The sequence below is a fragment of the Ectopseudomonas alcaliphila genome, assembly GCF_900101755.1.
GTDB classification, from domain to species: Bacteria; Pseudomonadota; Gammaproteobacteria; order Pseudomonadales; family Pseudomonadaceae; genus Aquipseudomonas; species Aquipseudomonas alcaliphila.
The window spans coordinates 1,782,607-1,802,121 of the sequence record NZ_FNAE01000001.1 but is presented as its reverse complement, the minus strand read 5'-3'; the positions used below and the strand labels follow the sequence as shown (position 1 = coordinate 1,802,121).

Genomic DNA, 19,515 nt, shown 5'->3' with positions numbered 1-19,515 from the left:
CTTCGTGAGCGTGCGCCATGTCCGTGGAACATCTGGATGTCCTGATCATCGGTGCCGGCCTGTCCGGTGTCGGCGCTGCCTGCCATATCAAGCGCCTATGCCCCGGCAAGCGTTTCGCCATTCTCGAAGGGCGCGAGGCCATGGGGGGCACCTGGGACCTGTTCCGTTATCCGGGCATTCGTTCCGACTCGGACATGTACACCCTCGGCTACAACTTCAAACCCTGGAGCGATCCGCAGGCCATTGCCGACGGTCCGTCGATCCGCCGTTACATCCAGGAGACGGCCGCCGAACATGGCGTCGACCGTTTGATTCGCTATCGGCACAAGGTGCTCGAAGCGAACTGGTGCAGTGCCAGCGCTACCTGGCAGTTGCTGGTACAGCGCGGTGACGAGGCCGAGCCGCTGCGCATGAGCTGCCGGTTCCTGATGATGTGCACCGGTTACTACCGCTACGAGGCCGGCTACACCCCAGAATTCGTTGGGCGTGAGGACTATCGCGGCACCTTCATTCATCCGCAGCTGTGGCCCGAGGGTTTCGACTACAGCGACAAGCGCGTGCTGGTGATCGGCAGCGGCGCCACCGCCGTGACCCTGGTGCCGGCACTGGCCGAGCGTGCCGCGCAGGTCATCATGTTGCAGCGTTCGCCCAGCTACGTGATCAACCTGCCGCAGCGCGATGCGCTGTCCAACGCGCTGCGGCGGGTGTTGCCGGAGACCTGGGTGTACCGTCTGGCGCGCGGGCGCAACGTTACCCTGCAACTGGTTTTCTACAAGCTGGCCAAGCGCTTTCCGAACCTGGTGCGAGGCGTGCTGCTGGGGCTGGTGCGGCGCCAACTGGGCGAACGGGTCGATCTGCGCCATTTCAGTCCCCGCTACAAGCCCTGGGATCAGCGCGTCTGTGCGGTGCCGGACGGCGATCTGTTTCGCGTGCTGCGCCAGGGCAAGGCGCAGGTGGTGACGGCCGAGATCGAACGTTTCACCGCGCAGGGTATCCGCCTGAAAAGTGGTGAGGAGCTGGCTGCCGACGTGATCGTCAGCGCCACCGGTCTGCAATTGCAGTTGTTCGGCGGTATCGACGTGAGCGTCGATGGCGCCCCCTTCGAGGCACCGCAGAGCATGGGCTATCGCGGCATCATGCTGCGTGATCTGCCCAACCTGGCGGTGGTGATGGGTTACACCAATGCCAGCTGGACGCTCAAGGCCGATCTCTCCAGCGAGTACTTCTGCCGCCTGATCCGCCACATGGACGCCATAGGCATGCGCCAGGTAACCCCGCGCGACAGCGACGGTCGGGCGCGGCCGGAGCCGTTTCTCGATCTGCAGTCGGGCTATATCGAGCGGGCTTCGCACCTGCTGCCGGCGCAGGGTGACCGGGCGCCCTGGAAGCTGCATCAGAACTATCTCTTCGATCTGGCGCTGCTGCGTTACGGCAAACTCGAGGACGACTACCTGGTGTTTTCCGTGCCCCAGGGCGAGCAGCAAAGTGTGTTGGTGCAGCCCTGATCAGGCGTGAGCTATAGCGAATGTCCTACAAGAAATTGCACAATCGCGCCGCTTTCTTTCCTGGCATTGCGCCACTACCATTTTGCGATCTGTGTCACGGATGAGCAGTGGGTGCAGCGTCACCTATCACATGAGGAGTCGCCATGAAGGAACAGCGCCATCTACCCGCACTGCGTGCACATATCGAGCAGTTATTGAGCAAAGGCTGGGTCATCGCCAGTCGTAGCCCGATGACGCTACGCAACGGCAGGCGCTGCTATCTGGTGTCCCACGGCATGTTGATCAGCGAGTCCGCCACGCGCGTGGCCTGATTCCTTTCCCCGACCGCTGCGTCGTTATCCCGCCTGGCGCAGCTTCGTTTTTGGTTACCGGATATTGCGTTCGTAGCCAGCCGCATTTCCCCTCTTCCTCCCGTCATAGCCGGGCTGCAGGCGTTTCACCGGCATGTGTTCTTTCCCCCATACCTGACCAGCAGCGGATGTAACGTCTTGGTCTGAGCGTGGTCAGTGCCTATAACCAACCGGTCACTGTTAGAGGAGCCACGCCATGCCCAGTCGTCGTCGATTCCTGCACGGCAGCGCCAGCCTGGCGGCGTTAGCCGCCCTGATGCCCTGGTTGCCGTCATCCGCTTTCGCTTCAGGCACGGTGCTGAGTCGGGCGATTCCCAGTAGCGGTGAACTGCTGCCGGTGATCGGTCTGGGGACGTCGCGCACCCACGATGTGGCAATGACCGAGGAGGCGCTACAGCCCTTGCGCGAAGTGCTGCAGACGCTGGTCAATGGCGGCGCCAGTCTGGTGGACACCGCGCCCAGCTACGGGCGAGCCGAGGCCGTGTGTGGTGCGCTGGCCGCGGAAGACGACATGCGCAAAAAGGTGTTCCTGGCCAGCAAGGTGTCCTCCTCGGGGCGCGCGGCAGGTGAGCGGCAGATCGAGGCCAGCTTCGCCGCGCTCAAGACCGACACCATCGACCTGATGCAGGTGCACAACCTGCAGGACACCAGCACTCAACTTGGTCTGTTGCGCGAGCTGAAAGAGCAGGGCCGGGTACGCTACGTCGGCGTGACTCACTACCTCGATTCCGCCCATGAGCGCCTGCTCGACGTGCTGCGCCAGGAGCCCGTGGATTTCGTCCAGTTCAACTACTCCATCGGCGAGCGCAACGCCGAGCGTGAGCTGCTGCCGTACTGCGCCGACAAGGGCATCGCGGTACTGATCAACCGGCCCTTCCAGCGCTCGGCGCTGTTCGACCGCGTCAAGGGGAAAACCCTTCCCGACTGGGCTGCGGTGGAACTGGACGTCACTTCCTGGGCCCAGCTGATGCTCAAGTTCATCCTCGCCAATCCGGCGGTCACTGCGGTGATTCCGGCCACCTCCAATCCGCGTTACATGGCCGACAATCTCCTCGCCGGTCAGGGCCGCCTGCCTGACGCGGCGCAGCGCCAGCGCATCATCGAGCTGTTCGCCTGAGATGCAGGCGCTGACCCGGCGCCTTGCGCGGGCGATCAATGCCGAGGAGCAGGAACTGGCTGCGGTGCTGGCCGGCTTCGCCTTGTTCTTTTGCCTGTTCGCCGGCTACTTCATGCTGCGGCCCATTCGCGAGGCGATGGGCATTACCGGCGGGGTGAACAACCTGCAGTGGCTGTTCACCGCCACCTTCGTCGTCATGCTGCTGGCGGTACCGCTGTTCGCCTGGCTCAACTCGAGAGTCCCGCGCATCCATTTCATCGACTGGGTGTACGGCTTCTTCTGTCTCAACCTGCTGGCCTTCGTCCTGCTGTTTCGCGTCGATCACGACAGCGTGTGGCTGGCGCGGGTGTTCTACGTGTGGATCTCGGTCTACAACCTGTTCGTCGTTTCGGTGGCCTGGAGCCTGATGGCCGATGTGTTCGACGGCGCCCAGGCGCGGCGGTTGTTCGCCTTCATCGCTGCGGGCGCCAGCGTCGGCGGGCTGTGCGGGCCGCTGCTGAGCGCGCTCCTGATCGGCACCGTTGGCGAGTCCGGCCTGATGCTGATGGCCGCCGTGCTGCTCGGTGCGGCCATGGCGCTCAAGCATTACCTGATGGCCTGGCGCGAGCGCCAGGGCGCCGGAAGGCCTGGGGCGCTACCCAGCGAAAGCCCGCGCAAGCCGGTGCCGGGCAATCCGTTCAGCGGGCTGACGCGTATGCTCGGTTCGCGTTACCTGCTGGGTATCGGCGCGTTCATTTTGCTACTCACCTCGGTGAGCACCTTTCTCTACTTCGAACAGGCGCGCCTGGTGGCCGAGCTGTTTCCGGATCGCGCCGCGCAGGTCCGGGTGTTCGGCGTGATCGATTTCGTCGTGCAGGCCGGCGCCCTGGCGACTCAGGTATTCATCACCGGCAGGGTGGCGCAGAAGCTGGGCGTGCGCGTGCTGCTGTCGCTGGTGCCGGCGCTGGTCTGCCTGGGCTTTATCGGCCTGGCGCTGGCGCCGACCTTCGCCATGTTGGCGGGGCTGATGATCGTCCGGCGCATCGGCGAGTACGCCTTCGTCCGGCCAGGGCGGGAAATGCTCTTCGCGCCGCTGGATGCCGAGAGCAAGTACAAGGCCAAGAATTTCATCGACACCGTGGTCTACCGCGGCGGCGATGCCCTCAGCGGCTGGGCCAAGGCGGGGCTGGACATGCTCGGCCACGGCGCCTGGCTGGTGGCCGTGGTCGGTGCGCTCTGCGCCGCGCTGTGGGGCGTGCTCGGCTGGTACCTGGGCGGTCGCGCCGATAAACAGGCCCGCGCCTAGGGTGCGCTGTGCGTGCCCTGGGCCTGACGATTCACCGCGACGATTTCCTCGATCAGCCATTGCAGCGCCGCATCGCGCTGACGCTGTGCCAGGCTGACCACTTCCAGATGGAAGGGCCCGAGGGTGAAGGGCAGATCGAATAGTTGTAGCGGCAGCAGCGTGGCGAAATGTCGGGCCAGGGCGGTGGGCAGTACCGCCGTCAGTTCGCTGCCGGCGACGATATGCGCGGCCTGCAGGTAGTTCGGCGTGGTGTAGAGAATCTGTCGCGACAGGCCCTGCTCGCCCAGCCACTGATCGACCATGCCGCGGGTCTGCCCGCCGTGTACCCAGAGGTGGCGCAGGCGCAGGAAAGTGGCCAGATCCGGTTGCCCCTGCAGCAGCGGGTGATCGTTACGTGCTGCCAGCTTGAGTGTTTCGCTCATCCAGTGACGGCGGGCGAAGCGCGCAGGCATTTCGTCGAAGCGGCCCAGCACCAGGTCCAGCTCGCCCTTGTCCAGCGCCTCCATCGGCAGGCTCGGGCTGAGGTGGCGTATATCGATGCCGATGCCGGGTGCCTTCTGGCTCAGGCGGTCGAGCAGGCGTGGCATGCACACCAGTTCGACATAATCGGTGACGGCGATGCGAAAGCGCTGGCGACTTTCACCCGGCTCGAACGACTCACCGGCGCTCAGGCTCTGTTCCAGCTGACGTAACGCACTGCGGATCGGTGCTTCCAGTGCCAGTGCTCGCGGAGTGGGTTGCATGCGCCTGCCCACGCGAACCAGCAGCGGGTCGTCGAGCAGTACGCGCAGGCGATTGAGCGCGTTGCTCACCGCCGGCTGGCTCAGCGCCAGGCGTTCTGCGGCGCGCGAAACGTTCTGCTCGCGCAGCAGGGCGTCGAGCACCCGCAGCAGGTTGAGGTCGAAGTTGGTGAAATTCATCTACTGAATACGTCGTATCACAAGACTAAATTTCAAAAATAGTAGCGGCTTGCTTATCGTGACCCAAGCTTTTCTGTTTGTGCACGAGAGGAACAACAATGAATAAAGTCGTCTCGCCGCTTCGCTGTGCTGCCGTGATCGGCGCCGGCACCATGGGCCGCGGTATCGTCATCAGCCTGGCCAATGCCGGCCTGCGTGTGCTGTGGCTGGACAACAACCCGCAGATGGTCGAGCAGGGGCTGGAGATGGCCGAGCAGACCTGGGCGCACAACGTCGCCAAGGGCCGTATCTATTCCGCCGAAGCCGCGGCGCGGCGAGCCCGCGTCGAGGGGGTGGACGGTTATGCGGCGCTGGCTGATGCCGATCTGGTGATCGAGGCGGTTTACGAGAATCTCGAGCTCAAGCAGCGCATCTTCCGCGAGCTGGACGCGGTGCTGAAGCCCGGCGCCATCCTCGCCAGCAACACCTCGGCGCTGGATGTCGACGCCATCGCCGCAGTCACCTCGCGGCCGGAATCGGTTCTGGGTCTGCACTTCTTCAGCCCGGCGCACATCATGAAACTGCTGGAAATCGTGCGTGGTGCCAGAACTGCGCCTGCCGTGCTGCAGGCCGCTCAGGAACTCGGCGAGCGCATGGGCAAGGTGGCGGTGGTGGCCGGCAACTGTCACGGTTTCATCGGCAACCGCATGCTGCATACCTACGTGCGCGAGGCGCGCATGCTGCTGCTCGAAGGCGCCTGGCCGCATCAGGTGGATGCCGCGCTGCAGGCTTTCGGTTTCGCCATGGGGCCGTTTCGCATGTACGACGTGGTCGGTATCGACCTGGAGTGGCGCGCCCGTGAACTGGCCGGCCAGGGCCAGGACGATCCGGCGGTGCAGGTGGACAACCGCCTGTGCGAACTGGGCCGCTTCGGCCAGAAGAGCGGCAAGGGTTACTACCTCTACGCGCCCGGCAGCCGCCAGGCCGAGCATGACCCGGTCGTCGACGGTCTGGTGCAGATGCAATCGGAGCGCCTGGGGTTAACCCGCCGTGAGATCGGCAACGAGGAAATTCTCGAGCGTTGCCTGCTGGCATTGGTCAACGAGGGGGCGAAGATTCTCGAGGGGAACATCGCCGCCAACAGCCGTGATATCGATCTGGTCTACCTCAACGGTTACGGCTTTCCCGCCGAGCGCGGCGGCCCAATGGCCTGGGCAGATGGCGAGGGTGTCGGCGCAATTCGCCAACGGCTGCTGCAACTGGCCGAACGCTTTGGCAACCACTGGCAGCCGGCGGCGTTGATCGAGCGCCTGGCGGGCGACAACAAGCGTTTCGCTGACGTACAGGAGGGCGAGGTATGAGTTATCAGGCGCCATTGCGCGATATGCGCTTCGTGCTGCACGAGCTGTTCGACGCTGCCGGCCACTGCGAGCGCCTGGGCAACGGCCTGGATCGCGAGCTGATCGACGGCGTGCTGGAGGAGGCTGCGGCCTTCGCCGCCGGTGAGGTCGCGCCGCTCAATCGCAACAGCGATGAGGAGGGCTGCCGCCTGGAGAATGGCCAGGTCAGCACGCCCAAGGGCTTTGCCGATGCCTACCGGCAGTACGTGGACAACGGCTGGGCGAGCATGACCGGGCCGGTGGAGTATGGCGGCCAGGGCTTTCCGCAGCTGGTGGCCTTCGCCTTTCACGAGATGCTGATGGGCGCCTCGCTGTCCTTTCGTGTCTACTCCGGGCTGACCGAAGGCGCCGTACTGGCGCTGCACAAGCACGGTAGCGAAGCGCTCAAGCAGACTTACCTGGGCAAGCTGGTCAGCGGCCAGTGGACCGGCACCATGTGCCTGACCGAGCCGCAGGCCGGCACCGACCTGGCCCTGCTGCGTACCCGCGCCGAGCCGCAGGCCGATGGCAGCTACAAGGTCAGCGGCAGCAAGATCTTTATCAGCGGCGGCGAGCAGGACATCTCCGAAAACATCATCCATCTGGTGCTGGCGCGCCTGCCGGATGCACCGGCGGGGGTGAAGGGTATTTCGCTGCTGCTGGTGCCGAAGTTCATCGCCACCGCCGACGGCACGCCGGGCGAACGCAACACGCTGTCGTGTGGCGCCATCGAGCACAAGATGGGCATCAAGGGGGCCTCCACCTGCGTGATGAACTTCGACGGTGCCACCGGTTGGTTGGTGGGCGAGGCCAACCAGGGCCTGGCCTGCATGTTCACCATGATGAACGACGCGCGCTTTCAGGTCGGCCTGCAGGGCCTGGGCATTGGCGAGGCAGCCTTCCAGGGCGCTCTGCGCTACGCCCGCGAACGCCTGCAGTCGCGTGGCCTGGCGGGCGTGCAGGCACCGGACAAGGCGGCCGATCCGATCATCGTGCATCCCGACGTGCGGCGCATGCTGCTGACCCAGAAGACCCTGGTCGAGGGCAGCCGCATGCTGGCTGCCTACACCGCACGCCAGCTCGACCTGGAGCACGGCGCCGAGTCGGCCGAGGCACGCAAGGCGGCCGGCAAGCGCGCGGCGCTGCTGATCCCCATCGTCAAGGCGTTCTTCACCGATATGGGCCAGGAAGTGGCCAGCCACGGCGTGCAGGTTTACGGCGGGCACGGCTTCATCCGCGAGTGGGGCATGGAGCAGTTGATGCGCGACAGTCGCATCACCCAGCTTTACGAAGGGACCAATGGTATCCAGGCGCTGGACTATATCCGCCGTAAATTGCTGGGCGACGGTGGCACCGAACTGTCTGCGCTGCAGGCCGAGTTCAGCGAATTGTGCGACGCGCAGGCCAATCGCCCGGCGCTGGCGCAGATGGCGGCCATGGTGCAGGCGCGTCTCGGCGAATGGCGTGAGCTGAGCAGTGCGGTGATCGCCGCCTGTCAGCGCGACCCGCAGGAGATCGGCGCCACCTCGGTGGATTTTCTCCAGTATTCGGCTTACCTGCTGCTGGCCGGCTTCTGGCTGCAGGCCGCGGCGCGGGCGCAGGATGCGCTGGAGGCGGACAGCGGCGAGACGGAGTTCTACCAGGCCAAGCTGCACAGCGCGCAGTTCTACCTGCGCCGCGTGCTGCCGCGTGCCAGCGCGCACCGCGAAGCTTTGCTGGGCGGGGCGGATTGTCTGATGGCCATGGACGAGGAGAGCTTCGCGTTCTAGCGCGGGTTATTGGTGCGCGCGGCGCACCCTACACGTGAGACGTGCAGCGGCGTAGCCCGGATGCAATCCGGGGACATTTGTACGACCGACCCCCGGATTCCATCCGGGCCACAACAAGAGGAGCAACCCAATGCATCCCTTCAGCTTCGCCACCACCGCGCAGATTCTCTGCGAATCCGGCGCCAGCCTGCGTATGGCCGAACTCTGCCGCGAGCGCGGCGCCCAGCGCGTGCTGATCGTCACCGATCCCGGTATCACCCGTCTCGGCCTGCTGGAACCCTTGCTGCCGGGCTTCGCCCGCGCTGGCATGAGCGTGCAGGTATTCGACCAGGTGCTGGCCGACCCGCCCGAGGCCGTGGTGCTGGCCGCCGTGGCCCAGGCCCGCGAGGGGCAGGCAGAGCTGGTGGTCGGTTTCGGTGGCGGCAGCTCGATGGATGTGGCCAAGCTGGTGGCGTTGCTGGCGCACCCTGACTGCGGCCAGGCGCTGAGCGAGATCTATGGCGTGGGCAATGCTCGCGGGCGGCGCCTGCCGCTGATCCAGGTGCCGACCACCGCCGGTACCGGCTCCGAGGTGACACCGATCGCCATCGTCACCACCGGAGAGACCACCAAGATGGGAGTGGTTTCGCCGCTGCTGCTGCCGGATCTGGCGCTGCTCGATGCCGACCTGACCCTGGGCCTGCCGGCAGCGGTTACCGCTGCCACCGGCATTGACGCCATGGTGCATGCCATCGAGGCCTACACCAGCGCGCTGAAGAAGAACCCGCTTTCGGACCTGCTGGCGCGCGAGGCGCTGCGTTTGCTGGCGGCCAATCTCGATGAGGTGGTGCACAACGGCGGCAACCGCCAGGCGCGCCAGGCCATGCTGCTCGGCGCTTGCCTCGCCGGGCAGGCGTTCGCCAACGCGCCGGTGGCGGCGGTGCATGCGCTGGCCTATCCGCTGGGTGGGCATTTCCATATTCCCCATGGGCTGTCCAACGCCCTGGTGTTGCCACAGGTGCTGGCCTTCAATGCGCCGGTCGCTGCACCGCTGTATGCCGAGCTGGCGCCGCTGGTAGTGGGTGAGCGTCTGCGTGCGGGCAGTGCGGCGACGCAGGCCGAACAACTGATCGAGGCACTGGCCGGCTTCAGCCAGCGCAGCGGCCTGCCGACGCGCCTGCGCGATGCCGGCGTGAGCGAGGCGATGTTGCCCACGCTGGCGGCGGACGCCATGCTGCAGCAGCGTCTGCTGGTGAACAATCCGCGCGAGATGAACGAGCAGCAGGCCCTGGCCGTTTATCAGGCTGCCTACTGATTCAGGCCGCGGCTAAAGCCCCTCCCACAAAGGTTCCGGTTCTGTGGGAGGGGCTTTAGCCGCGACTCCAACCCAAGGATCATCGATGAACCAACCCCAACACCTGCGCGGCGATTACCGCCACTTCCAGCCGATCACCACGCGCTGGCACGACAACGACATCTATGGCCACGTCAACAACGTGACCTATTACAGCTACTTCGACAGCGCGGTGAATGCCTACCTGATCGCCGAGGGCGGCCTGGACATCCACGACGGCGCGGTGGTGGGCTTCGTGGTCAGCTCCAGCTGCGACTACTTCGCCTCCATCGCCTTCCCCGATGCCATCGAGGTCGGGCTGCGCATCGGCAAGCTGGGCAACAGCTCGGTGCAGTACGAGCTGGCGATCTTCAAGGCCGGCGAGGAGCAGGCCTGCGCCGCTGGACGCTTCGTCCATGTGTTTGTCGACCGAGCGAGCAATCGCCCGGTGGCGATACCCGATACCTTGCGCGCGGCGATGGAGCATCTGCTCACGACCTAGCTCGGCGCAACTGCTAGGCTGTGGACAATTTATCCGCCAGGGAGTGTCCATGTCCGAACTCGAGCGTGAGCAGGCGCAGCGACGCGCCGCTCGCATCACCGCCTTTCGCGAGGAGCTGGACGAGCTGCGCCGCGAGCAGGTGTTGCAACTGAGTGAGGCGCAGGAACAGGCGGTCACCGCCCATCATCGCCAGTTGTTGACGCACTACCGGCAGACCCTGGACATTGATGCCGATGCCCGTGCGCGCCAGTTGTCGCTGGGCATGCGCCTGGCCTCGCTGTTCGGCGCGCTGGCGCTGGCGGCCGGGCTGTTCTTCCTGTTCTACCAGTTCTGGGGGCTGTTCGACGCCATTGCGCAAGTCGCCATCCTCCTCGGCAGCACCCTCGGCAGCCTGCTGCTGTGCTTCTGGCTGCAGGCGCGCGATACCTCTGGCTACTACGCCAAGCTGGCGGCCGTGCTGGCGTTCGTCTGCTTCGTGCTGAACCTGTCGATGCTCGGGCAGATCTTCAATATCACCCCGTCGGACAAGGCCCTTGTGCCCTGGGGAGCGTTGGCGCTGCTGCTGGCCTACCAGTGCCGCCAGCGCCTGCTGCTGGTGGTGGCGTTGCTCTGCTTCGGTCTGTTCGTCGCTGCGCGTCTTGGCGACTGGGCGGGCTGGCACTGGTGGTCGTTGGGCGAACGGCCGGAGCTGTTCCTGCCGCTGGCGGCGCTGCTGCTGGTGCCACAATGGCTCGATCAGCGGCGCTATCCGGGCTTTGCCGCCTGCTACCGAGTGGTCGGTCTGCTCTATCTGCTCGCTCCGGTGCTGGTGCTGTCCTACTGGGGGAGCGGCAGCTATCTCGACTGGTCGACAGGCTGGATCGAGGCGTTCTATCAAACGCTCGGCTTCGTCCTGGCCGGGCTCACGATATGGCTGGGCATTCGCCGTGGCTGGGGGGACGTGGTCAATACCGGTCTGGTCTTCGCGCTGATCATGCTCTTCGCCAAACTGTTCGACTGGTGGTGGCAACTGCTGCCGCGCTACCTGTTCTTCCTCCTGCTCGGTTTGATCGCTGTGCTACTGCTGGTGGTGCTGCAACGCTGGCGGCGCAGCGCGCCAGGAGGTGCGCAATGAAGCGGGCCGTGTGGCTTGGTCTCGGTGTGGTGCTGCTGAGCAACGCCGTCGCCCTGGGCGGCGTCTGGTACAACCGCAGTGGCGAGCCCGAGGCGCAGCTGCTGCTCAGTGAACGTGAGCTGCAGCGCGTTCATGGCAGTTGGTTGCGCGATGAGGACGATGGCGTGCTGCGCCTGCAACTGAGCTGGCAGCGCCCCGGTGAGAGCTGGCAACTGCCCTGGCTGAATGAGGCCAAGCTGCGCGAATTGGGTTTCTCTGCGAGCGATGAGCAAGCCTTGAACAGGCAGCCCGCACGCGAAGTCTGGCTGGTGCTGGAGCTGGATGGGCCGCTGTACCGCAGCCAGGTCGAGCAGGCCGGTCAGGCATTGAGTGCTGCTGAAGCCGAACTGCAGGCCAAACCCGAGAGTGAGGTGTTGCAGCAGGCGCGCGATGATCGCCGGCGTCGCCTGCAGTTCGTCGAGCAGCAGGCCAGCCGTCTGATGCTGGTGGATGCGGGCGTGGATGCGCAGTTACTGCGTCAGCGCTGGCCGGATCGGCAGCGCCAGGTGTTGCTGGCCGGGCGGATCGAACCCTATCGCCAGGGTTCGGAGGGCGGCTATGGCGCGAGCATTCGCCTGGAGAACGATCGTCTGAGCGTTCCCTACAGCTATCGCGAACTGGCGCGTGGCTGGGAGCGCAACTACGACCAAACAGGGTTCAAGGCGCAGGTCGAAGTGGCCTTCGGCCGACGCCATGAACCCTGGGTACTCAGCATCCGTCAGTGACGGCGCCAGTGTTTGTGGTGTTTCTTGTGTTTCTTGCCATGGTAACGGTGGTGCTTGCCGCGACGATCATCGTCGTAGCTGGCATTGCCCATGTAGTTGCCCAGCGCGCCACCGGCGCCGCCGCCAACTGCAGCACCGACCACGCCGCCGGTGTTGCCACCGACCTGCTGGCCGACGACATTGCCACCCGCAGCGCCCAGCGCGCCGCCAATGGCCGCTTCGGTACGGCTGCGACGGTCTGCACCAACCATGCTACCGGCCGCACCACCGAGACCGGCACCGACTGCTGCGCCCGTGTTGCCACCAACCTGCTGGCCAACCATCGCCCCCACAGCGCCACCCAGGGCGCCGCCCAAACCGGCTTCGGTGCTGCCAGCGAAGGCGAAGCCACCGCTGCTCAGGCCAAGGGAAAGAAAGAAGAGTTGCAGAGACTTCATGGACACCTCGATTACAGAAACCGCCAGATGGCGAGCGTTACGCCATTGACCGACGATTTCTGTACGAGGTTCCTGGCCGCCGGTCAGCTCGCTGCGCTGCTGCCCAGCAGGTTGCCGGCGCTTGCCGCCTGCAGACGAATAGCGACGAACTTCGACGTCGGCGTACTGCTGCCGACACCTGCGCTTTCCAGCGGCACCAGCGGGTTGGCCTCTGGGAAGTAGGCGGCTGCCTGGCCGGCCGGGATGTCGAAGGCGAGCAGTGTGAAGCCGCTGACGCGACGCTCGATGCCATCGTTCCACAGCGAGCGGATGTCCACCTTCTGGCCAGGCTTGAAGCCTAGGCGAAGGATGTCCGCCTCGTTGGCGAAGAGCACGTCGCGCTGACCACGCACGCCACGGTAGCGGTCATCGAGGCCATACACCGTGGTGTTGTACTGGTCGTGCGAGCGCAGGGTCTGCAGGATCAGATCCGGGGTTTCGCCACTCTCGCGCACCTGCGGCGGCAGCAGGTCGGCGAGCAGGGCATTGGCCTTGAAGTTGGCCTTGCCGGAAGCGGTTTTCCATTGCCGCGCGCCGGCCGAGTTGCCGAGGTAGAAACCACCGGGGTGAGCGACGCGCTGGTTGAAGTCGTGGAAGCCGGGAATGGTGTCGGCGATCAGCTCGCGGATGCGGTCGTAGTCGGCGATCAGTGCGTCCCAATCCACCGGGTGGTTGCCCAGGGTGGCCTTGGCGATACCGGCGACGATGGCCGGCTCCGAGCGCATCTCGCTGCCGGACAGCGGTTCGAGCTGGCCGTAGGAGGCGTGGATCATGCTGAACGAGTCTTCCACCGTCACCGCCTGCGGGCCACCGGCCTGGTGGTCGATATCGGTACGGCCCAGGCATGGCAGGATCAGCGCGTCACCGCCCACGGTGAGGTGGCTGCGGTTGAGCTTGGTGCTGATCTGCACGGTCAGGTCGCAGCTCTGCAGTGCCTTGTGCGTGCGCGGGCTGTCCGGTGTGGCCTGGGCGAAGTTGCCGCCGAGGCCGATGAACACCTTGGCCTGGCCGTCGATCATGGCGTTGATCGCCTCGACCGTGTTGTGGCCGTTCTCGCGCGGCACCTTGAACTGGAAGCGCTTTTCGAGGGCATCGAGCAGCGTCACCGGCGGGCGGTCGTTGATGCCCATGGTGCGGTCGCCCTGCACGTTGCTGTGGCCGCGCACCGGGCACAGGCCGGCGCCCGGGCGGCCGAGGTTGCCGCGCAGCAGTTGCAGGTTGACGATTTCCTGGATGGTGGCCACCGAATGGTGGTGCTGGGTGATGCCCATGGCCCAGCAGATGATCACCCGCTCGGCGCGGCGGTACATGCGTGCTGCCTGTTCGATCTCCAGCAGGCTCAGGCCGGACTGGGCTTCCAGCGCTTGCCAACTGCTGTCGTCGAGCAACTGCAGGTAGGCCTCAACGCCATCGGTATGCTCGGCGATGAAGGCATGGTCGAACACCGCCGGTTCGCCCTTGGACTGCGCCTCGCGCTCCCACTGCAGGAGGAACTTGGCGATGCCGCGCAGGGCGGCCATGTCGCCACCCAGCGCCGGCCGGAAGAACGCGGTATTCAGCGGTTCGGAACCGTTGGTGAGCATCTCCAGCGCGTGCTGCGGATGCTGGAAGCGCTCCAGGCCACGTTCCTTCAGCGGGTTGAAGCAGACCACCTGGGCACCGCGTTTGACCGCTTCGCGCAGCGGCTCGAGCATGCGCGGGTGGTTGGTGCCTGGGTTCTGGCCGAGCACGAAGATGGCATCGGCATGCTCGAAGTCAGCGAAGGTCACGCTGCCCTTGCCGATCCCCACGCTCTGGCCCAGGGCGACGCCGCTGGCCTCGTGACACATGTTCGAGCAGTCGGGGAAGTTGTTGGTGCCGTAGGCACGGACGAACAGCTGGTAGAGAAACGCGGCCTCGTTGCTGGCCCGGCCGGAGGTATAGAACTCGGCATGATCCGGGCTCGGCAGTGCCTTGAGGTGCTGGGCGATCAGGGCGAAGGCGTCATCCCAGCTGGTCTGCACGTAGCGATCGGTGCTGGCGTCGTAACGCATCGGATGGGTCAGGCGACCCTGGTACTCGAGCCAGTAGTCACTCTGCTCACGCAGTTGGCTGACCGTGTAGCGGGCGAAGAAGGACGCATCCACGCGGCGCTTGGTGGCCTCCCAGTTGACCGCCTTGGCGCCGTTTTCGCAGAACTTGATGTGACCGTCCTCGGGCGAATCGCCCCAGGCGCAGCCGGGGCAGTCGAAGCCACCGTTCTGGTTGGTCTTGAGCAGCGCGCGCAGGTTCTTGAACGGCTGTTTGCTGTCCAGCCAGAAACGGGTGACGGCGTTCAGCGCGCCCCAACCGGCGGCTGGGCCGCTGTAGGGTTTGTAACGGGGATTGACGGGTTGCAGGCTCATGGTCGTTCTTCTTCGTCAGGCGCGGGGCTGTAGACCCGCGGCGTGCTGTGATGAGGCAGGTGGATCAGGTTGAGGCGGTGACGCCGCGCCCAGTCCACGGTCAGGGCGGTGGGGGCGGACAGGCTCACCAGTGTGTCGATGCCGGCGCGTACCGCCTTGTGCAGCAGCTCCAGGCTGCAGCGACTGGTAACCAGGGCGAAGCCGCCAAGGGTGGCGATGCGCTCGCGGGCGATGGCGCCGATCAGCTTGTCCAGCGCGTTATGGCGGCCGATGTCTTCGCGGCACAGACGAATCTCGCCGCTGGCATCGATGAACAGGGCGGCGTGCAGCGCGCCGCTGTGGCGTGCCAGTTGCTGTTGCTCAGCGATGCGCTCGCGCAGACCGGTCAGGTGTTCCAGTGGCGGCAGCGCGGCGCCGGGCAGGGCGGTCAGGGCCGGCAAGGCCTGTTCGAGAGCATCCACGCCGCACAGGCCGCAACCGCTGGTGCCGGCCATTTGCCGGCGTTGCTGCTTGAGTGCCCAGAAGGCGCGACTGCTGACTTGCAGGCGGGCTTCGCGGCTGTCACCGAGGCCGCGTAACTGGATGTCATAGATGTCGTCGATTGACTTGATCAGGTCGTTGCCAAGACTGAAACCTACGGCAAAATCTTCCAGATGATGCGGGGAAACCATCATCACGGCCTGGTTCAGGTCGTTGTAGCTGATCGCCAGGGCACATTCCTCGGCCAGTGCAGCGTGCTGCGCACGACCGTCACCGAGTTCGGCGTAGGTATAGGCACTGACAATGTGCGGCTGTGCGGCTGGCTTGGCCATCGAGGCGAGCTCTGTGACAGATTGACACAGCTAAGCCTAGGCCCATGGGTGGGGAGCGTCTAATCGTTGGCTTTGATGTGTTGATCGAGCAAATCTATCAAGCGTCCGCCAGCCACTCTCGTGCCTCTTCGAAGCAGGCTTGCGCGAGCGGTGAGGCAGGGGCGCTACGCCGCATGATCAGGCCCTGAGCTGCCAGGGTATGGGCGTCCTCAATGGGCAGAAGGCGCAGATGACCGTCGGTCGGAGCGCCGTCGGCCGGCAACGGCATGACGCTGCAGCACAGGCCGGCGCTGACCGCTTGAGTCAGGTGGTGCACGGCATCGGCCTCTAGGCGTACCTGCGGGCTGAGGCCGCGAGCCCGGAAGCTGTGATCGATGGACTGGCGAAAGTGCATGCCGGTGGAGAGCAGGCCCAGGGGCAGATTGGCCAACTGCTCCCAGCGCAGACTGCTGCTGACGAAGTGGAAGTGGCGCTGATCGTAGAGCAGACCCATACGTGCTTCGGCCAGCTCCAGGCTGGCGAAGTGCTCACGGTCGAGTCGGTCGAGATAGGACAGGCCGAGGTCGAGCTGATTACGTACCAGCCCCTCAAGAATCTGATCGCTGCTCAGTGCGTGCAACTGAAAGCGCAGCCCGGGGTGACGCTCGGCGAACAAACTGACCAGGCGCATGGGGTCGAAACTGGCCAGGGGCACCACGCCCAGGCGCAAGGTGCCGACCAGATGGCCACGGCAGGCGGCTGCCTCGGCAAGCAGGCCATCCTGCGCCGCCAGCAGGCTGCGCGCCCAGGCCAGGATGCGCTCACCTTCGGCGCTGAACCCCTCGAAACGCTGGCCACGGCGCACCAGCTCCAGTCCCAGTTCGTCTTCCAGCTGGCGCAGGCGCATGGACAGCGTCGGCTGGGTCACGTGGCAACGTGCAGCGGCCTGACCGAAGTGGCGGGTCTCGTCGAGGGCGACGAGAAATTTCAGCTGCTTTATGTCCATGGGGGCTCCTGGTTTGCCCGGATTCTAATGCGCGAATGCTAATCAGGGGTGTTTCCTGAACTAGACTTTGCTCTTCGGGCGCCTTGCCCGGTCATTCACAAGGAACGAGAGGAATTGCCATGAGTCTGTTTGCCTTTGTCAAAGACGCCGGGGTCAAGCTCTGGGAGTCGCTGGTGGGTCAGGAGGCGCAGGCCGCCGAATCGCTCAAGGCACACGTTACCAAGGTTGGCCTGGGTAACCCGAATATCGAGGTCAGTGTCGAGGGCGACAAGGTCATCGCCCGTGGCGAAGTGGCCAGCCAGGAAGAGAAGGAAAAGATCCTCCTGGCGCTGGGCAACGTCGCCGGTGTTGGTGAAGTCGATGACCAGATCAGCGTGACCACGCCTGCGCCAGCAGCGCGCTTCGTTACGGTGAAGAAGGGCGACACACTGAGCGCAATCGCCAAGGCCGAGTACGGCGATGCCAACGCCTACATGAAGATATTCGAGGCCAACAAGCCGATGCTCAGTCACCCGGACAAAATCTACCCGGGGCAGGTATTGCGCATTCCCGAATAAACCCGCCTCCCCGCAGGAGTAGCGGGGCGCCTGGCCTTGCCGGCTACCGAAGTCTTCCGGAATCGCCGGCAAGCCGGCTCCTATGGCGAGTGCGTCGCAGGTAGCCCCAGCAGCAACTCCCGGTAATCCTCCACTGCGGCGAACTCCTCGGTGTCCTTCGGCCCGGCCTGGCTGTCCGGCTGGCGCACGGCAAGCAGATGGGTGACGCCGAATTGGCCGGCGCTACGCAGGATCGGCAGGCTGTCGTCGATGAACAGGCTGCGCGCCGGGTCGAAGTCGACGTCCTGGCGCAGGGCGAACCAGAACTGTTGATCCTCTTTGGGAAAACCATAGTCGTGGGAGCTGATCAGGCGCTCGAACCAGGGCGCCAGTTCGACGCGCTCCATCTTCAGCGACAGCGAGTCGCGGTGCGCGTTGGTGATCAGCACCACGCGCTTGCCGGCTTCGCGTAGGGCGCGCAGAAAGAATTCGGCATCCGGGCGCAGAGCGATCAGGTGGGCGACCTCGCGCTTGAGCTCGCGGATCGACAACTTCAGCTCGCGGCTCCAGAAGTCGGTGCAGTACCAGTTCAGCGTACCGGCATGCTCGCGAAACAGCGGCAGCAGTTCGGCCTGCGCCAGCGCCAGGCTGACGCCATGATGCTCGGCGTAACGCTGCGGCAGGTGGGTGAGCCAGAAGTGGTTGTCGAAGTGCAGGTCGAGCAGGGTGCCGTCCATATCCAGCAGGACGGTGTCGATCTGGTGCCAGGGCAGTGCGGGCATGCGCGCGTCTCTGTTGAGGCGATGGTTTCGCCTTGATGCAATCTCGGTCAGGGATAATGCGAAAAGCCGCTGTATGATAACCCGCTCGGTCCCGCCAAGGAGTTGCCTCATGCGCCAAAAACCCACGGTCCTCGCCCGCGAAATCGTCGCCAGTAGCCGCCTGTTTCGTGTCGAGGAAGTGCAGTTGCGCTTCTCCAACGGCACGGAGCGCACCTATGAGCGACTGGTCGGCAAGGGCTCGGGCTACGGCGCGGTGATGGTGGTGGCGATGCTCGACGCCGAACACGCGGTGCTGATCGAGGAGTATTGCGGCGGCACCGACGACTATCAGCTGTCGCTGCCCAAGGGGCTGATCGAACCGGGTGAGGACGTGCTGGTGGCGGCCAATCGCGAGCTCAAGGAAGAAGCCGGGTTCGGCGCGCACGAGCTGGAGTACATCACCGAGCTGAGCCTGTCGCCCGGCTATATGAGCCAGAAGATTCAGGTGGTACTGGCGCGCAATCTCTACGAGGAACGCCTGCCCGGTGACGAGCCCGAGCCGATGCGGGTCGATCGCATCAGCCTGCGCGAGCTATCCAGCCTGGCCCAGCACGAGCAGTTCAGCGAAGGGCGTGCCCTGGCGGCGCTGTATCTGGTGCGCGACCTGCTGACCCAGCGCGGGGAGTTCAGCCTGTGAGCCATCCCTATATTCCCCGGGTGATCGAACTGGTGCGCGAAGCCGGCGCGGCGACCCTGCCTCACTGGCGCAGCGACGTGGCCGTGATGGAGAAGGCCGATGCCTCGCCGGTGACCGCTGCCGATCTGGCCGCGCATCACATTCTGCTCGATGGCCTGCAGGCGCTGGCGCCGGACGTGCCGGTACTGTCGGAAGAGGCCGCTGATATCCCGCTGGCCGAGCGCGCCGCCTGGACGCGCTGGTGGCTGGTCGATCCGCTCGATGGCACCAAGGAATTTATCGCCGGCTCCGAAGAGTTCACCGTCAATGTCGCGCTGATCGAGCGCGGCCGCGTGGTCTTTGGCGTGGTCGGCATTCCCGCCAATGGTCGCTGCTACTACGGTGGCGCGGGGTTGGGTGCCTGGCGCAGCGAGGTGCCAGGCAGCGAGCAGTCGATCAGCGTGCGTCTGGCGCCCGCGCAAGGGTTCACCCTGGTGGCCAGCAAGCGTCATTCCAGCCCGGCGCAGGAAACCTTGCTCGCGTGCCTGGCTGCCCGTTTCGGTGAGCCGGCGCTGGCCAATATCGGCAGTTCGCTGAAGTTCTGCCTGCTGGCCGAAGGCAATGCCGACTGCTATCCGCGCCTGGCGCCCACCTCCCAGTGGGATACCGCTGCAGCGCAGGGCGTGCTGGAAGGGGCGGGTGGCGAGGTGCTGAATCTGGCCGGTGAAGTGCTCACCTACGAGGCGCGCGAATCCTTCCTCAATCCCTCGTTCCTGGCCTTGCCGGCCGCCGCCGAATGGCGTGGCGAGCTGATCGAACTGGCGCGGGCGCTTTAATCGTAGGGCGGGTGAAACCCGCCGTGATATTGGCGGGTTGCACCCGCCCTACG

The 19,515-nt window shown here is 65.3% G+C and carries 19 protein-coding genes; 13 read left to right on the top strand and 6 right to left on the bottom strand.

Translation table 11 applies throughout. The features are described from left to right. Positions 1-17: 17 nt before the first annotated feature. The 4 genes from BLR77_RS08440 (at position 18) to BLR77_RS08430 (ending at position 4,257) form a co-directional block, all read left to right on the top strand. On the top strand, positions 18-1,505 hold the full coding sequence (locus BLR77_RS08440) for a flavin-containing monooxygenase (RefSeq protein ID WP_074676601.1): 1,488 nt from the start codon (positions 18-20) through the stop codon (positions 1,503-1,505). Between the two features lie 143 nt (positions 1,506-1,648). Further along, positions 1,649-1,816, top strand: coding sequence for a hypothetical protein (locus BLR77_RS25590; RefSeq protein ID WP_169716319.1), 168 nt, complete (start codon positions 1,649-1,651; stop codon positions 1,814-1,816). Positions 1,817-2,051: 235 nt separating this feature from the next. After that, positions 2,052-2,972 carry an aldo/keto reductase gene (locus BLR77_RS08435; protein WP_074676599.1) on the top strand — a complete coding sequence of 307 codons (921 nt, stop codon included), beginning with the start codon at positions 2,052-2,054 and terminating at the stop codon, positions 2,970-2,972. 1 nt (position 2,973) lies between these two features. Next, on the top strand, positions 2,974-4,257 hold the full coding sequence (locus BLR77_RS08430) for an NTP/NDP exchange transporter (RefSeq protein WP_074676597.1): 1,284 nt from the start codon (positions 2,974-2,976) through the stop codon (positions 4,255-4,257). On the opposite strand, the gene BLR77_RS08425 is transcribed toward BLR77_RS08430, so the two are convergent. Then, entirely contained in the window at positions 4,254-5,177 is a 924-nt protein-coding gene (locus tag BLR77_RS08425) for a LysR family transcriptional regulator (protein WP_074676595.1), read from the bottom strand. The two genes, BLR77_RS08430 and BLR77_RS08425, sit on opposite strands and share 4 nt — an antisense overlap. 98 nt (positions 5,178-5,275) lie before the next feature. Here BLR77_RS08425 and BLR77_RS08420 point away from each other — a divergent pair, with 98 nt between their 5' ends. The 6 genes from BLR77_RS08420 (at position 5,276) to BLR77_RS08395 (ending at position 11,996) form a co-directional block, all read left to right on the top strand. Continuing rightward, complete coding sequence (locus tag BLR77_RS08420; RefSeq protein ID WP_074676594.1) at positions 5,276-6,517, top strand: 3-hydroxyacyl-CoA dehydrogenase; 1,242 nt, start codon at positions 5,276-5,278, stop codon at positions 6,515-6,517. Then, positions 6,514-8,304, top strand: coding sequence for an acyl-CoA dehydrogenase C-terminal domain-containing protein (locus tag BLR77_RS08415; protein ID WP_074676592.1), 1,791 nt, complete (start codon positions 6,514-6,516; stop codon positions 8,302-8,304). Before BLR77_RS08420 ends, BLR77_RS08415 begins: the two co-directional genes overlap by 4 nt. A gap of 130 nt (positions 8,305-8,434) precedes the next feature. Beyond that, positions 8,435-9,598: an iron-containing alcohol dehydrogenase gene (locus BLR77_RS08410; protein WP_074676590.1), complete on the top strand. Its 1,164-nt coding sequence runs from the start codon at positions 8,435-8,437 to the stop codon at positions 9,596-9,598. A gap of 85 nt (positions 9,599-9,683) precedes the next feature. Further along, complete coding sequence (locus tag BLR77_RS08405) at positions 9,684-10,118, top strand: acyl-CoA thioesterase (protein WP_074676588.1); 435 nt, start codon at positions 9,684-9,686, stop codon at positions 10,116-10,118. Between the two features lie 49 nt (positions 10,119-10,167). Beyond that, positions 10,168-11,232: a DUF2157 domain-containing protein gene (locus tag BLR77_RS08400; protein ID WP_074676586.1), complete on the top strand. Its 1,065-nt coding sequence runs from the start codon at positions 10,168-10,170 to the stop codon at positions 11,230-11,232. Then, a complete protein-coding gene (locus BLR77_RS08395; RefSeq protein WP_074676583.1) occupies positions 11,229-11,996 on the top strand; it encodes a DUF4824 family protein in 768 nt (255 codons plus the stop codon). The genes BLR77_RS08400 and BLR77_RS08395 overlap by 4 nt, the downstream gene beginning before the upstream one ends. Here the strand turns inward: BLR77_RS08395 and BLR77_RS08390 are convergent. The 4 genes from BLR77_RS08390 to BLR77_RS08375 all read right to left on the bottom strand — a co-directional run bounded on the left by BLR77_RS08390 (position 11,990) and on the right by BLR77_RS08375 (position 16,653). Further along, positions 11,990-12,433 carry a glycine zipper domain-containing protein gene (locus BLR77_RS08390; protein WP_074676581.1) on the bottom strand — a complete coding sequence of 148 codons (444 nt, stop codon included), beginning with the start codon at positions 12,431-12,433 and terminating at the stop codon, positions 11,990-11,992. The two genes, BLR77_RS08395 and BLR77_RS08390, sit on opposite strands and share 7 nt — an antisense overlap. Positions 12,434-12,516: 83 nt before the next feature. After that, positions 12,517-14,856 carry an FdhF/YdeP family oxidoreductase gene (locus BLR77_RS08385; protein WP_074676579.1) on the bottom strand — a complete coding sequence of 780 codons (2,340 nt, stop codon included), beginning with the start codon at positions 14,854-14,856 and terminating at the stop codon, positions 12,517-12,519. Beyond that, on the bottom strand, positions 14,853-15,668 hold the full coding sequence (gene fdhD / locus BLR77_RS08380) for a formate dehydrogenase accessory sulfurtransferase FdhD (protein ID WP_074676577.1): 816 nt from the start codon (positions 15,666-15,668) through the stop codon (positions 14,853-14,855). The genes BLR77_RS08385 and fdhD overlap by 4 nt, the downstream gene beginning before the upstream one ends. A 97-nt stretch (positions 15,669-15,765) precedes the next feature. Continuing rightward, the gene (locus BLR77_RS08375) at positions 15,766-16,653 is read right to left on the bottom strand and encodes a LysR family transcriptional regulator (protein WP_074676575.1); all 888 of its coding nucleotides are present in this window, start codon (positions 16,651-16,653) and stop codon (positions 15,766-15,768) included. 119 nt (positions 16,654-16,772) lie between these two features. On the opposite strand from BLR77_RS08375, the gene lysM reads away from it, so the two are divergent. Then, positions 16,773-17,210, top strand: a complete 438-nt coding sequence (lysM, locus tag BLR77_RS08370) for a peptidoglycan-binding protein LysM (RefSeq protein ID WP_074676573.1) — start codon at positions 16,773-16,775, stop codon at positions 17,208-17,210. Positions 17,211-17,290: 80 nt separating this feature from the next. Here the strand turns inward: lysM and yrfG are convergent, their stop codons facing one another. Further along, the gene (gene yrfG, locus BLR77_RS08365; RefSeq protein ID WP_074676571.1) at positions 17,291-17,971 is read right to left on the bottom strand and encodes a GMP/IMP nucleotidase; all 681 of its coding nucleotides are present in this window, start codon (positions 17,969-17,971) and stop codon (positions 17,291-17,293) included. Positions 17,972-18,080: 109 nt separating this feature from the next. Here yrfG and nudE point away from each other — a divergent pair, with 109 nt between their 5' ends. Both nudE and cysQ read left to right on the top strand, forming a co-directional pair. Beyond that, a complete protein-coding gene (gene nudE / locus BLR77_RS08360) occupies positions 18,081-18,647 on the top strand; it encodes an ADP compounds hydrolase NudE (RefSeq protein ID WP_074676569.1) in 567 nt (188 codons plus the stop codon). Next, complete coding sequence (gene cysQ / locus BLR77_RS08355; protein ID WP_074676567.1) at positions 18,644-19,462, top strand: 3'(2'),5'-bisphosphate nucleotidase CysQ; 819 nt, start codon at positions 18,644-18,646, stop codon at positions 19,460-19,462. The genes nudE and cysQ overlap by 4 nt, the downstream gene beginning before the upstream one ends. Positions 19,463-19,515: the final 53 nt, after the last annotated feature.

Coding starts and splice junctions, on each gene's coding strand:
- BLR77_RS08440 (WP_074676601.1), top strand. CDS start 18: ATGTCCGTGGAACATCTGGATGTCCTGATCATCGGTGCCGGCCTGTCC.
- BLR77_RS25590 (WP_169716319.1), top strand. CDS start 1,649: ATGAAGGAACAGCGCCATCTACCCGCACTGCGTGCACATATCGAGCAG.
- BLR77_RS08435 (WP_074676599.1), top strand. CDS start 2,052: ATGCCCAGTCGTCGTCGATTCCTGCACGGCAGCGCCAGCCTGGCGGCG.
- BLR77_RS08430 (WP_074676597.1), top strand. CDS start 2,974: ATGCAGGCGCTGACCCGGCGCCTTGCGCGGGCGATCAATGCCGAGGAG.
- BLR77_RS08425 (WP_074676595.1), bottom strand. CDS start 5,177: ATGAATTTCACCAACTTCGACCTCAACCTGCTGCGGGTGCTCGACGCC.
- BLR77_RS08420 (WP_074676594.1), top strand. CDS start 5,276: ATGAATAAAGTCGTCTCGCCGCTTCGCTGTGCTGCCGTGATCGGCGCC.
- BLR77_RS08415 (WP_074676592.1), top strand. CDS start 6,514: ATGAGTTATCAGGCGCCATTGCGCGATATGCGCTTCGTGCTGCACGAG.
- BLR77_RS08410 (WP_074676590.1), top strand. CDS start 8,435: ATGCATCCCTTCAGCTTCGCCACCACCGCGCAGATTCTCTGCGAATCC.
- BLR77_RS08405 (WP_074676588.1), top strand. CDS start 9,684: ATGAACCAACCCCAACACCTGCGCGGCGATTACCGCCACTTCCAGCCG.
- BLR77_RS08400 (WP_074676586.1), top strand. CDS start 10,168: ATGTCCGAACTCGAGCGTGAGCAGGCGCAGCGACGCGCCGCTCGCATC.
- BLR77_RS08395 (WP_074676583.1), top strand. CDS start 11,229: ATGAAGCGGGCCGTGTGGCTTGGTCTCGGTGTGGTGCTGCTGAGCAAC.
- BLR77_RS08390 (WP_074676581.1), bottom strand. CDS start 12,433: ATGAAGTCTCTGCAACTCTTCTTTCTTTCCCTTGGCCTGAGCAGCGGT.
- BLR77_RS08385 (WP_074676579.1), bottom strand. CDS start 14,856: ATGAGCCTGCAACCCGTCAATCCCCGTTACAAACCCTACAGCGGCCCA.
- fdhD (WP_074676577.1), bottom strand. CDS start 15,668: ATGGCCAAGCCAGCCGCACAGCCGCACATTGTCAGTGCCTATACCTAC.
- BLR77_RS08375 (WP_074676575.1), bottom strand. CDS start 16,653: ATGGACATAAAGCAGCTGAAATTTCTCGTCGCCCTCGACGAGACCCGC.
- lysM (WP_074676573.1), top strand. CDS start 16,773: ATGAGTCTGTTTGCCTTTGTCAAAGACGCCGGGGTCAAGCTCTGGGAG.
- yrfG (WP_074676571.1), bottom strand. CDS start 17,971: ATGCCCGCACTGCCCTGGCACCAGATCGACACCGTCCTGCTGGATATG.
- nudE (WP_074676569.1), top strand. CDS start 18,081: ATGCGCCAAAAACCCACGGTCCTCGCCCGCGAAATCGTCGCCAGTAGC.